Annotated in this window: 10 protein-coding genes; 4 read left to right on the top strand and 6 right to left on the bottom strand. The window is 68.8% G+C overall.

The genetic code is table 11. From position 1 onward, the window contains the following. The first annotated feature begins 74 nt into the window (after nt 1-74). A complete protein-coding gene (locus tag ASG37_RS08580; protein WP_055758276.1) occupies nt 75-1,925 on the top strand; it encodes a M61 family metallopeptidase in 1,851 nt (616 codons plus the stop codon). Beyond that, on the top strand, nt 1,910-2,818 hold the full coding sequence (locus tag ASG37_RS08575) for an ROK family protein (protein ID WP_055758273.1): 909 nt from the start codon (nt 1,910-1,912) through the stop codon (nt 2,816-2,818). The genes ASG37_RS08580 and ASG37_RS08575 overlap by 16 nt, the downstream gene beginning before the upstream one ends. Here ASG37_RS08575 and ASG37_RS08570 read toward each other — a convergent pair. From ASG37_RS08570 to ASG37_RS08560, 3 genes are all read right to left on the bottom strand, one after another. Continuing rightward, on the bottom strand, nt 2,815-3,147 hold the full coding sequence (locus ASG37_RS08570) for a hypothetical protein (protein ID WP_055758270.1): 333 nt from the start codon (nt 3,145-3,147) through the stop codon (nt 2,815-2,817). The genes ASG37_RS08575 and ASG37_RS08570 overlap by 4 nt on opposite strands. A 283-nt stretch (nt 3,148-3,430) precedes the next feature. Further along, the gene (locus ASG37_RS08565) at nt 3,431-5,011 is read right to left on the bottom strand and encodes a carboxylesterase/lipase family protein (RefSeq protein ID WP_082448134.1); all 1,581 of its coding nucleotides are present in this window, start codon (nt 5,009-5,011) and stop codon (nt 3,431-3,433) included. A 97-nt stretch (nt 5,012-5,108) separates the two neighbouring features. Then, nucleotides 5,109-7,622: a glycoside hydrolase family 3 protein gene (locus ASG37_RS08560; protein WP_082448132.1), complete on the bottom strand. Its 2,514-nt coding sequence runs from the start codon at nt 7,620-7,622 to the stop codon at nt 5,109-5,111. 252 nt (nt 7,623-7,874) lie between these two features. On the opposite strand from ASG37_RS08560, the gene ASG37_RS08555 reads away from it, so the two are divergent. Further along, a complete protein-coding gene (locus tag ASG37_RS08555) occupies nt 7,875-9,077 on the top strand; it encodes an ROK family transcriptional regulator (protein ID WP_055758264.1) in 1,203 nt (400 codons plus the stop codon). A gap of 95 nt (nt 9,078-9,172) precedes the next feature. Then, nucleotides 9,173-10,105, top strand: coding sequence for an ROK family protein (locus ASG37_RS08550; protein ID WP_055758261.1), 933 nt, complete (start codon nt 9,173-9,175; stop codon nt 10,103-10,105). A 15-nt stretch (nt 10,106-10,120) separates the two neighbouring features. On the opposite strand, the gene ASG37_RS08545 is transcribed toward ASG37_RS08550, so the two are convergent. The 3 genes from ASG37_RS08545 to ASG37_RS08535 form a co-directional block, all read right to left on the bottom strand. After that, nucleotides 10,121-10,462, bottom strand: coding sequence for a DUF3060 domain-containing protein (locus ASG37_RS08545; protein ID WP_055758259.1), 342 nt, complete (start codon nt 10,460-10,462; stop codon nt 10,121-10,123). 68 nt (nt 10,463-10,530) lie between these two features. Further along, the gene (locus tag ASG37_RS08540; protein WP_055758255.1) at nt 10,531-11,883 is read right to left on the bottom strand and encodes an MFS transporter; all 1,353 of its coding nucleotides are present in this window, start codon (nt 11,881-11,883) and stop codon (nt 10,531-10,533) included. 73 nt (nt 11,884-11,956) lie between these two features. Next, nucleotides 11,957-13,357: a glutamate ligase domain-containing protein gene (locus tag ASG37_RS08535; RefSeq protein ID WP_055758252.1), complete on the bottom strand. Its 1,401-nt coding sequence runs from the start codon at nt 13,355-13,357 to the stop codon at nt 11,957-11,959. Nucleotides 13,358-13,361 lie beyond the last annotated feature (4 nt).

Below are 13,361 nucleotides of genomic sequence, written 5' to 3'. Positions count from 1 at the left end.
CCAACGCACCGGCTTGTCGAGGCCATGATGCCGACGATAGAAGCGGGCGGTCCGTCCGGGGGAGTTCACCTGTCATGCGCCGTTCGATCCTTGCCCTGCTGCTGGCCAGCAGCGTCGCCCTGCCCGCCGCCGCGCAATCCACCGCGCGCGATCCGGGCGACGCCGCTCGCGTGCGCTACGAGGTCGCCTTTCCCGATGCGGCGCATCACCGCGCGCGGATCACCGCGACGTGGACCGGCGTTCCCGCCGGCCCCTTGCGCGTGCAGATGGCGCGGTCGTCGCCCGGCCGCTACGCGATCCACGAATTTGCCAAGAACGTGTCGGACGTGCGTGCGGTGGACGGGGCGGGGGGGCCGCTGACGCTGATCCGCGATGATCCCTATGGCTGGAGCGTCGCGGGCCATGACGGCACCGTCACCGTCACCTACACGCTGTTCGCCGATCACGGCGACGGCACCTATGCGCAGATCGATCCGAGCCACGCGCATCTCAACATGCCCGCCACGCTGATGTGGGCGACCGGATACGACGCGCAGCCGATCCGCGTGCGATTCGCCGCGCCCGATCCCAAATGGAAGGTCGCGACGCAACTGCCGCCGGTCGCGGGGCGCAGCGACACCTTCTGGGCGCCCAACCTGCAATATCTGATGGACAGCCCGACCGAGCTGTCGGACCATATGGTGCGCGAATGGCGCGAGGGCGGGCAGACCTATCGCCTCGCGCTCCACCATCTGGGCAGCGCCGCCGACATGGACCGCTATACTGACAAGGCGAAGCGGATCGTGCGCGCGCATATCGCGACCTTCGGCGCACCGGCGCCGTACGATTTCGGCACCTATACCTTCATCGCCGATTATCTGCCGTGGATCACCGGCGACGGGATGGAGCATCGCAATTCGACGATCATCACCGACGTCCGCTCGCTTGCCGACGCCGACGACGAGCAGATCGGCACGCTGAGCCACGAATTCTTCCATAGCTGGAACGTAGAGCGCATCCGCCCCGCCGAACTCGAACCGTTCGACTTCACCCGCGCCAACCCCACGCCGTCGCTGTGGCTGGCCGAGGGGTTCACGCAATATTACGGACCGCTGGCGATCCGTCGCGCAGGGGTGATGAGCGTCGACGAGTATCTGGGGCAACTGGGGCCGACGCTAAGCGGGATCGTCACCAGCCCGGCACGGCTGCCCGCGCGCATCAACGCCTCGCCGCAGGAGATGAGCCTGCGCGCGCCGTTCGTCGATGCGGCGCGCGCGATCGATCCGGTCGATCCGACGATCTTCGTGTCCTATTACCCCTATGGCGCGGTCATCGGCCTCGCGCTCGACCTCGAACTGCGCCAGCGGTTTCCGGGCAAGTCGCTCGACGATTACATGCGGCTGTTGTGGCGGACGCACGGCGCGCCGGAACGGCCGTATCGCCCCGATGATCTGCGGGTGGCACTCGCCACGCTGACCGGCGACACGGCGTTCGCCGACCGGTTCTTTGCGCAGACGATCCGGGGGAGCGCGCTGCCCGACTTCGCGCCGCTGCTGGCGCAGGCCGGACTGGTGGTGCGTCCCGTATCGGGCACGCCGGGCTGGATCGGGCGGAGCGCCGCCACCGCCGAGAACGGCGGGGTGACGCTGGCCCAATCGCCCGCGCCGGACACGCCGCTCTATGCAGCCGGCGTAGATCGCGGCGATACCATCGTGGCGCTCGGCACGACGACGGTCGGCGACGTCGCGGGGTGGACCACCGCGCTGGCAACGCTGCGCCCCGGTGCCGCCGTGCCGATCCGCTATCGCCGGCGCGGCGGACAGGAGATCACCGCGACGCTCACCCCCGCCGCCGATCCCACGCTGGAGATCGTGCGCGGCGAGACGATCGGCCAGACGTTGACCCCGGCGCAGCGCGCGTTCCGCACCGCATGGCTGGGGCAATAGCCACGCGGCTCTGCGCCGACATCGGCGGCACGTCGATCGATCTGGCGGTGGTGGGGACAGGCGCTGTGATCCGCCACCGCTGGTCGGTGCCGACCCCGCGCGACTGGCCGGGGTTCGTAGCGGCGTTCGCGCAAGGACTGGCCGCGCATCCTTGCGCCGATGTCGCGATCGCCACCGCCGGGCTGGTCGATCCGGCGGACGGTACGATCACCGCCGCGAACGTACCCGCGATCCACCGCCGGCCGCTGGCGCGCGACCTGTCGGCGGCGCTGGGGGTGCCGGTGCGGGCAATCAACGATGCCGATGCGTTCGTGCTGGCCGAAGCGACCGCCGGCGTCGCGCGGGGGCACGCCCGGGTATTCGGCATCATCCTCGGCACCGGCGTCGGCGGCGGATTGGTGCAGGACGGGCGGATCGTGTCGGGCAGCGGCGGGATCGGCGGCGAATGGGGCCATGGCGCGGTACTGCACCCAGCGCCGGGTCATCCGGACGTGGTGCCGGTGTTCCCTTGTGGCTGCGGGTTGGCGGGATGCCTCGACACCATCGGCGGCGCGCGCGGGATCGAGCGGCTGCACCGCTTCCTCCACCGGATCGACGCCACCAGCCTTGCGATCACCGCCGGAGCCAATGCCGGCGACGGTGTCGCGCTGGCGACGGTCGACACTTGGGCGATGCTGCTCGGCGGTCCGCTGGCGATGCTGCTCAACACGATCGCCGCGACGATCGTGCCGGTCGGCGGCGGTCTGTCGCGTGCGCCGGCGCTGATCGCCCGGCTCGATACGGCGGTGCGGGCCAATATGCTGCGCCCGGCGACGACGCCGATCGTCGTGCCGGGCGCGCTCGGCACCGATGCGGGGATCATCGGTGCCTATGCGGCGGGGATGGTGGCTTAGCGCCGATAGCCCGGACGGTTGTTGCGATCGTTGCGGTCGATCCGCACCTTGCGCGACAGCACGTCGAAGCGGCGGTCGAGATCGCGGCGCTCCATCTGCGACAGGCCGTTCGAGCGGCGATAGCGCTGTTCGAGCTGTGCGATCTGGCGGAATTCCCCGCGCAGGTTCACCGCCTCGCGCCGGCTGAGCGCGCCGCTGCGGATGCCTTGGTCGATCCGGCGCTCGATCTGCGCCTGACGCTGGTTGACCGACTGCCAGCCCTGCGCGGCGGCGGGGAGCGCGGTGGTGGCGATGCCGAGACCGGCGATCAGAAGTGCGATTTTCTTCATGGGGTTCCTCCTCTTGCTGTGAAGCGAAGATAGGAAACCCTTGTCGCAGCGATTTGTCGCAACCACATGAAAACTGTGTCGAATTGTCGCGGCGCGGGCGAGTTCGTTCAGCTTCGGCCGGATCGACCTTCCGCCGGAATTGCTCCCCTCCCTGACAAGGGAGGGGCTGGGGGTGGGTCGGCCTGCGAGGAAAGCCAACCGCTCCACAACCGGCCAATCCACCCCCGCCCCCTCCCTTCCAGGGAGGGGAGGAGTCGAACGCGGCGTTGAAGATCGATCCGCCTTACAGCGCGCCCGTCAGCCGGCAGATGTCACCACGAATGTCGCCGTCGCGCGGGGTCGCGCCCTTTGCGTCGAACAGCATGTTCGCCGGCTTGCCGCGCACCATACGCGGCCATGGCGTCAGCCCTTCGCCCGACGGATCGCCAGTCTTGGCAAAGGCCACCCAGTAATCCTGCAGATACACCGGCCCGGCGCGGCGATCGTGAAAGATATAGCCGATCTCGGCGGCATGGCTGGTCGGCCCGGTGCCGCCGTCGCCCGCCAGATCGAACTCGTAGCGCCATACCGGCCAGCCGCGCGTGGCGAGCAGGTTCGCCAGCGTCCCCGCCGGACAGCGGAAGGTCGCGTCGGTCGCAATCTGCTGGTTGCGGGTGCCGAGGCGCGCGAGCGGTGCCGGATCGGCCGAATCGAGCCGGTAATAGCCTCGCGCCGCATCGGCATTGGCCCCGAACGACAGGTCGACGAAACCGTCACGTGCGGCGCGGCCACCGGGCAGGTCCAGCTCGATCAGGTTGCTGCCGATAATCACCGGGCGGCGCGGCGCGGTGACGAACAGCTTGTCGGGCGTGTCGGGCAGCACCGCGCCGTCGATCGTGGTGCGCAGATAGAGATAATCGTCGGCGGTCAGCTTCGCGTCGTGCAGCTTCAGATCTGCCGCCAGCAGCGACTGCGCCGAGGCGCGGCGCAGCGCCGCCGTCCCCTGCGTCCCCATCAGACCGTCGAGCTGGTCGCCGATGCGGAACGCTTCCTTGAGCGGCCGCCACGGTAGGCCGAACCCCGGCGTACCCGATTCCATTGCCGCCTTGGCGAACAACCCGCGCGCCAGCGGCGAGGCGAGCAGCAGCGACACGTCCTGCGACCCCGCACTCTCGCCCGCGATGGTGACGTTGTCGGGATCGCCGCCGAACTTGGCGATATTGTCGCGGACCCAGCGCAGCGCGGCAATCTGGTCCATCAGCCCATAATTGCCGCTACTACCCTGCGCTTCAGCCGCCAGATCGCGGTGCGGCAGGAAGCCGAGGATACCGAGGCGATACTGGATGGCGACCACTACCACCCCGCGCGCGACCATCGACGACAGCACCATGCCCTCGGCCGATCCGGCGCGGTTGCTGCCGCCGTGAATCCACACCATTACCGGAGCCTTGCCGGTCATCGCCGGGCTGCCGACGTCGAGCGTCAGGCAGTCCTCGCTGGCATAGACATGGTCGCGGTGGTTCCAGCCATAGTCGTTCTGGAGACAGGCGGGCGCCGCCTGGGTCGTGGTGCGGATGCCGGTCCATTCGACCACCGGCTGCGGCTCGCGCCAGCGATTGGCGGCCAGCGGCGGTGCTGCGAACGGGATGCCGCGGAACACGGTGCGGTCGGGCAGCACCTGCCCCTCGACGATGCCCCCCGATACCGACACGCGCGGTGGCACCGGCACGGCGGGAGCGGCCACCGGCGGGGTCTGCGCGGCGGCCGGGACCGCCAGCGCGAGCATCGCAAACACCGCGCCGACCTTGCCGCCCATCGTACCGTTCCGTCCGATCATCGCCATCTGCCCCATCGTCACCCCGAACCTGTTCCGGGGTCCACCCATCCGCGCACGCCGGCGGATGCGCCGTGATCGGCACCGTTTGCCGAACCGTGGCCCCCGGAACAAGTCCGGGGTGACGGCCGGAGGTTCGGTTGCCCGACTACTTCGCGCAGGGCAGCTTCACGTCGGGCGACATGCCGAGCGCGACGCGCGCGATGCTGACCGTCATCCGCCCGGTGGTGCTCAGCACGAACGGCGCATCGACGGTGGCCATGTTGACGTTGCCGGCGAAGCATTTCAGCGGCACGCCGATCGTCTTCCATTCGCCGACCGGCAGCAGCTCCAGCTTGCCGAGCGACACGTCGTTGCCGCCCGCCCCGGTACGGATGCCGAGCTTCACCGGCTGGGCCGGCGCGGCATCGACCCGCATCGTCGCCAGCAGCATCACGTCGCCATTGGTCTGGCGTGTCAGGTCGACCGGCGACTGGGTGCGCAGCTCGATCTCGGCCGGGCCACTGCCGTCGATCTCGAAGCGCCGCGCGCCTTCCTGCACGCCGTGGTCGGTCGCGCTGACCTTCACCCGGCCGCCGCCCGACTGCGCCGGCACGGTGGTGATGCGCGTGTTGCCGCCGGTTCCAGCACCGCCGACCGACAGCGACCACGACGTCGCGGGCAGGCCCTTGTCCATGAATACGCCGCCCGAATCGGTTTCGGTCACGCGCGGGTCCTCGGACAGCACCGGCACGCTCGACCGGGCGGCACCCGACAGGCCATAGCCGAGCGGGAACAGCGTCGGCCCGGTCGCATCAGCCGTCGCCGGCCATGCGAACGACAGCTTGCCGGTGAAGTCGCGCCGCACCTGCCCGTTCTTCTGGCGGAACAGCACGTCGGACACGCCCGCCCCTTCCGATCCGGGGAGCCATGCGACGACGAAGGCGTCGGCGGCGTTGATCGCCGGGTTCACGAACAGCGGACGCCCGGTCAGCATCACCGCGACGACCGGTATCCCTTGCGCCTTTAGCTTCTTCATCGTCTCGATGGGGCCACGCTGTTCGGGGCGCAGTTGCAGCGTTTTGATGTCGCCCTGGAACTCGGCGTATTGCGTCTCGCCGAACACCACGATCGCCACGTCGGGCTTCGCCCCGGTGAAGGTGCCGGCGGGCGACAGGGTGGCGCTGCCGCCCGCTGCCTTCACCGCGCCGTCGATGCCCTTGTAGAGCGAGGTCGCGCCGGGGAAATATTTGGGATCGATGCCGGTCCCCTGCCACGTCAGCGTCCAGCCGCCCGACTGGCGCGCGACATCGTCGGCACCGTCACCCGCCACCAGCACCCGCGCGCCGGGTTTCAGCGGCAGCAGCGAGCCGTTGTTCTTGAGCAGCACCAGCGACTTGGCCACCGCCTCACGCGCGATCGCGCGGTGTTCGGGGCTGCCAAGCTGGGCGTAATCACCCGACAGCATCCGGGTCGACGGCTTGCCGACGTCGAACAGCCCGGCACGCAGCTTCACGCGCAGGATGTTGGCGACCGCATCGTCCAGCCGGGGCATCGGCACCTCGCCCGCCTTCACCTGGGCGACGAGGCTTTCCCACATCGGCTTCCAGCTATCGGGCGCCATGTACATGTCGAGCCCGGCGTTGATCGCGCGCGGGCAACTCGCGTTGGTGCAGCCCGCCACCTGGCCATGCGCGTTCCAGTCGCTGACGATGAACCCGCCGAAGCCCATCCGCTTCTTGAGGACGTCGGTCATCAGCCCCTTGTGGCCGGTGATCTTCTCGCCGTTCCAGCTCGAAAAGCTGGCCATGACCGTCTGCACCCCGGCGTTGATCGCCGAGACATAGGGGGTGCCGTGAATGTCGCGCAGCGTCGTTTCGGGGATCCTGGCATCGCCCTGATCCTGCCCGCCGAAGGTGCCGCCGTCGGCGAGGAAGTGCTTGGTCGACGCCAGCACATACGGCCCCTTCAACTGGTCGGTCGATCCGGGCGCACCCTGCAGCCCCTCGATGAACTGGGTGACATAGCTCGCCACCAGCTTCGGGTCGGACGAATAGCCTTCATAGGCACGGCCCCAGCGAATGTCCTGCGGCACGGTAATCGTCGGGGCGAAGGTCCATTCGATGCCGGTCGCGCGGATTTCCGCCGCCGTCGCCTGGGCGATCCGCCGCATCAGCGCCGGGTCGCGCATCGCGCCCAACCCGACGTTGTGCGGGAACAGCGTCGCGCCGACGATGTTGCTGTGGCCATGGACCGCATCGGTGCCCCAGATCACGGGAATGCCGACGCCGCCGTCGGACTTGTCGACCGACGCCTCATAGAAACGATCGGCGAGCTTCAGCCATTCGGACGCCGGGGCGAATTCATCGTTGTTGGGGGCCGAATTGCCGCCGTTCAGCACCGAACCCAAGTGATAGCGCTTGACGTCGGCGGGGGTCAGGCTGGCAATATCGCCCTGGATGACCTGACCGACCTTTTCCTCGACCGTCATCCGCTTGAGCAGGTCGGCGATCCGCGCCTCGATCTTCGCGTCGGTCTTGTACGGCCAGTTGGCGCGCGGCCAAAGCTCGGGGTGGACCGTCGCGGCGGGGGCCGGGGCCGGCACGGTCTGTGCCGGTGCGGCGGATGCGGCACCCAGCGCGGCCAGCACGGTGCTCAGCAGGAACGTCTTGGCCGGGGTCATCGCATCACTCTCCTAAGCCGCGCCCCCTCATGCCGGTTGCGCGCGTTTCCGCTTCGATCGTCAAAACAGACAGCGTTGTCAACGACGTTATCGGACCGCTTTGGGAACGATCGCATGTTTTCGGATTGATACCGGTAACGCACTGGTCCACCGTGCCCGTCAAACAAGCTGCCCGGGCCGTTCCACGGGTGGAGCCTCCGGGAGATCAGCCAGCGTGACGACGTTCCTTTCCGCCGCGGGTCGCCCCGATCAATGGTGAGCGCGCCGGAACCCATCCGCCTGTCGGGCACGAACCTGGCCCGGGCGGCGGATCATAACCAGCGGATCACGCTGCACGCCATTCGCGTGTCGGGGTCGCTGACCCGCATCGATCTGGCCAACATCACCGGCCTGACGCCGCCGGCCATCGCCAATATCACCCGTCGGCTGCTGAACGAGGGATTGATCGAGGAAGCCGGGCGCCGGCGCGGCGGGCGCGGCCAGCCGCCCGCCAAGCTGGTCGTGAAGCCCGCCGCCTGCTATGCGATCGGCATCAACGTCGATCGCGATCATGTGACGATCGTGCTGGTCGATTTCGCCGGACAGACGCTGGCGCGCGCCAGCCACGACGTTGATTTCGCGCTGCCCGCCGATGTCGCCGCCTTCTACGGCGCGCAGATCGGCGCACTGATCGCCGATGCGGGGATCGATGCCGACCGCATCGTCGGCATCGGCGTGGCCCGTCCCGACGATCTCGGCACCGTCGACCTGCCCGGCCGGCCGGCCAGCTATGCCGAATGGGAAAGCGTCGACATGGCCGCGCTGTTCGCCGAACCGGTCGCGCTGCCGGTCTTCGTCGAGAACGACGCCGCCGCCGCCGCGATGGGCGAACAGCAACTGGGCCATGGCCAGCACCATGCCAGCTTTTTCTACATTCTGATTTCTTCCGCGCTGGGCGGCGGACTCGTGCTCGACGGGGCCTATTTCCGGGGAGCAAGCGGCCGTTCGGGGGAGATCGGCTTCCTGCTGGGCAGCGATGGTCGCGGCGGACGGGCACAGATCCAGCACAGCGTATCGCTCTCCGGCCTGTCGCATCCGTTGCGCGCCGCCGGCTTCACCATCGCCGACATGCTGGGCGACCGGGCCGAGGACCCGGCGCTGATCGCGATCGTCGACCGCTGGATCGACGAGGCGGTCGACCGGCTGGTCGAACCGCTGGTCGCGATCAACTGCCTCATCAATCCGGCGGCGGTGTTCATCGGCGGACGGCTGCCCGGTGCCCATGTCGATGCGCTGGCGCGGCGGCTGACCGCGCGGCTGACCGCCGAGGCCGACAATATCCCGGCGCTCGCCCCGGTCCGCCGCGCGATGCTGGCCGAAGATGCCCCGGCGGTCGGCGCGGCGATTCTGCCGTTCAGCCATTTCCTGTTGCCGCGCACCAACGCGCTATGGAAAGCAGTCGTCGAAAGCGATTGAACTGAATAAGAATTTCATATTTGCTATTTAAACCAAAGCCTGCGACGGTGTTGGCAACTACCGGACAACAGGGTTTGACGAGGATGACTGTGGCGATGGACCGCGAACCGCGGTCGGGTGGCGACGTATTGCCGTTCGCAGGGGTGGAACTGGGCGGCACCAAATGCGTCTGCACCCTCGCCTATGGACCCGGTGCGATACTGGCGCAGGAAACCGTGCCGACGACCCACCCGGACGAGACGTTGCCCGCGATCGCCGCGGTGCTGGAGCGCTGGTGGTCGACCCATGGCTTCGCCGCGCTGGGCATCGCCAGCTTCGGTCCGGTCGATCTCAACCGCGCTTCGCCGACCTGGGGGCATATCCTCGCCACCACCAAGCCCCATTGGGCGATGGCCGATGTCGCCGGGCGGCTGTCCGCCGGGCTCGACGTGCCGGTCGCGTTCGACACCGACGTCAACGGCGCGGCCTATGCCGAGACGCGCTGGGGATCGGGCAAGGGCCTGACCGATTTCGCCTATGTGACGATCGGCACCGGCGTCGGCGTCGGGTTGCTGGTCAACGGCGCGCCGACGCGCGGGATCGGCCATGCCGAGATCGGCCATCTGCGCGTTCCCCGTCTGGCGCACGACACCTTGCCCAGCGGCTGTCCGTTCCACGACGATTGCGTCGAGGGACTGGCATCGGGCACCGGCATCAAGGCGGCGCTGGGCGACGTGCATGTCTCGACCATCCCGGACGACCATCCCGTGTGGGACCGGGTCGTCTCGGCGATCGTCGCAATGTGCCATGCGATGGTCGCGACCACCGGGCCGCAGCGCATCGCGATCGGCGGCGGGGTGATGAACAAGCAGCCGCATGTGCTGGCCCGGATAGAACCCGAGTTGCGTGCCAGCATCAACGGCTATCTGCCGCTGCCGGAGGGCGCGCCCTATATTGTCGCCCCAGCGCTGGGCGATCAGGCGGGGCCGCTCGGGTCGATCGCGCTGGCGCAGGTGCCGCTGGGCGAGCGGATCGCCGAACCGGCCTGACCCGCCGCAAGGCGCTTACCGTGCCATCGACACCCGGTTGCCGGCCCCGGTCACGCTGACGCGCGGCTTGCTGCGGTCGGGGGTGCGCCACACCACCTGATTGCTGGCCCCGGTGATGCGGATCGTCGCGCGAGGGGCCAGATCGACGGTGACGCGGTTGCCCGCGCCTTCGATCACCAACGTCCTGCACGCGCCGGTCACGGTCATGATGTTGCTCGCGCCGACGATGGTCGCACCCTGCCCGCCGCAGTCCATCTCCTGCGTCGCCCCCGCCCCTTCGTACCGGTCCTGCGCGATGGCGGCGGCCAGTGGCAGGGTAGCGGCGGCAAGGACGATAGCGAGTTTCGTGAACGGCATGGCATGTCTCCTTGTCGATGCCGCGACCATGGCCGCGACATCGACGGGCGACAGCGGTTAAGCGACGATCAGTGCAGGCTCTTCGCCGAAGCGACGTTGCGCACCCCCGTCCGCCCGGCGGCAAGCGCGAAGACGCACAGCGCGGCATAGCAGAGCGCCGGCACCACGAAGGCGACGCCGTGGCTGGTCGCGCCCGACACGATGCCGACGATCAACGGCACGATCGCCCCGCCGACGATCGCGGTGCAGAGCAACCCCGACGTCGCCGCCTCGCTCGCGCTCGACCGTTCCAGCGTCAGGGTGAAGATCACCGGAAACATGATCGAGTTGAACAGCCCGATGGAGATCGCCACGAACCCGGCGGTGATCCCGCCGATCGCCGCGACATACAGGCACATCGCCACCGCGACGGCGGTGAATAGCGCGAGCAGCTTGTACGCTTTCACCTTTGACAGCAGCACCGATCCGATCGCACGACCGACCATCGCGCCGAACCAGTAGAAGGCGACCGCCTTGCCCGCTTCCTGGAGCGAGACGCCGGGAACCCCGTCGCTGCCCATCGCGAAGCCGAGCAGCGGCACGCCGAACGCGGCGTCGGACATGCCCCACACGCTGTCGGCGTTGAGGAACAGCGCCATCTGCGTCCCGATCGCGACTTCCGCGCCGACATACAGGAAGATCGCGCCCGCGCCGAGCAGCGCCCAGCGCGACGAGAAGGCTTCGGACAGCAGCGTGCCCGCAGACGGAACCTGTGCCGGCGTTGCAGGCACGGCGGCGGAGACGACCCGGCGGCTGAGGAAGAAGAACAGCGCCAGCGCCGCGATCAGCCCGGCGATCCAGAAATAGGCGCGATCAATCCCGGCCAGCGCCCCGGCGCGAACCGCATCGGTCAGGACCGTGCCGTCCTTCACCTCGACCCCGTCGAGGAACAGCGTGGCGCCCAGCAGCGGCCCGAGGAACGTGCCGAACGAGTTGAACGTCTGGCTGAGCGTCAGGCGGAAATGGCTGAGCTTCGGATCGCCCAGCGCCGCCGCCAGCGGGTTCGCCGCGACCTGCAGCACGGTGATCCCGGCGGCGAGGATGAACAGGCCGAGCAGCACCAGCGGGAACACCGCCAGATTGGCCGCGACCAGCATCGTCAGACAGCCGACGACCATGGTGATGAGCGCGAACAGGATCGAAGGCACCGCCTTCAGCCGCGCGAGCAGGATCGCGGCGGGCATCGAGATGAGGCCGTAAGCGAGGAAGAAGGCGGTGGCGGCGAACTGCGCCTCGAAATCGGTGAGGGTGAAGATGCCCTTCACCGCCGCGACCAACGGATCGATCAGCGAGGTGATGAACCCCCACGCGAAGAACAATGTGGTGACGGCGGCGAACGCCAGTCCCGTGGTGGTGGCGCTACCCGCCCGCTTCTCGACCAACTGGCCTCTCCCCTTGTCCGACAAATTCGGCTATTTGATTATCATATTGCCAGTCGGGTCGGGGCGATAGGGGTTACGTGCGTGCCTCCAGCATCGTCACGATCGATGCCGCCAGCGCCGACAGCGTGTCGTCGCGCGCGCCCATCACCACGATGCGATCGCCCGGCCGTGCCTGCGCCGCCAGATGCGCGGCGGCGGCGGCGCGATCGGGGATGTGGCGGGCCGGGGTGCCGGTGACGGCCAGATCGGCGACGATGTCGGCGCTGGTCACGTCACGGCTGACGGTGCCGCCGCGATAGACCGGATCGGGCAGCACCAGCAGGTCGTCACCCTGCAACCGCGCGGCGAACATCGCCACCAGTTCGCGGCGCATGACCTTGAGCGGACCATAGCCATGCGGCTGGAACAGCAGCAGCAGCCGGCCGGGATGCGCGCGCAGCGTGGCGATGGTCGCGGCGATCTTGTCGGGGTTGTGGCCGAAGTCGTCGATGACGGTCACGCCACCTGCGGTGCCGACCAGCTCGAAGCGGCGCTTGAGCCCGGTGAAGCCGGCGATCGCGGCGATCGCCCCTTCGATCGGTACGCCGGCGGCAACAACCGCGCCGATCGCGGCCAGTGCGTTCGCGACATTATGCGCGCCGGGGACCGCCAGATGGACGTCGTACGAGCGATCCCCGACCCGCAGCGTGAAGTCGACCGAGGCCGAAAGTTTACAAAGTTTACACCCGATCATGTCCGCCGGAGCGTCGATCGCGAAGGTCGTCCGGCGGTTTTCCGCCATTTCCATCGCCAGTGCGGCGGCTTCGGCATCACCGACGTTGACGATCGTGTGCCCGGCGCGCGCCGCGAAGCCGCCGAAGAGGGTGCGCAGTTCCTCCAGCGACTTGTGGTCGAGGCTGACGTTGTTCAGCACCGCGATGCGCGGGCGATAGAAGGCGATCGATCCGTCGCTTTCGTCCACCTCGCTGACGAAGGCGTCGCCCGTGCCCACCAGCGCGCTGGCGAAGGGGCGATCGGGCGCGATGAAATTCTTCATCACCGCGCCGTTCATGACCGTGGGATCACGACCGACCATATGGAGGATATGGCCGATCATGCCGGTCACGGTCGATTTGCCGCTGGTGCCCGCCACCCCGATCGGCAAGGCCGCCGCGTTGAACAGTTCGGCGAGCAGCTCGGCGCGGCCCATCCGCCGTGCCCCGACCGCCACGGCGGCGACGATGTCGGCGACGGTCGGCTCGATCGCGGCGGAGGCCACGACGATCTGGTCGGCCGACACGATGCCGCTGCCGTCCTGGGGGAACAGCGCGATATCGGCGGCGCGCAGCGAGTCGAACTTCGCGGGCAGGCTGTCGGTATCGAGGCTGCGGTCCGACCCGGCGACCGTCGCACCGCGCCCGGCGAGGATCATCGCGAGGGGCAGCATGCCCGAACCGCCGATGCCGACGAGGAAGAAGGATTTGCCGTGGAGCATCCCC

Source organism: Sphingomonas sp. Leaf407 (assembly GCF_001425385.1).
Classification (GTDB): domain Bacteria; phylum Pseudomonadota; class Alphaproteobacteria; order Sphingomonadales; family Sphingomonadaceae; genus Sphingomonas.
The sequence above is the reverse complement of the archived record's forward strand: the minus strand, read 5'-3'. Positions and strand labels throughout refer to the sequence as shown.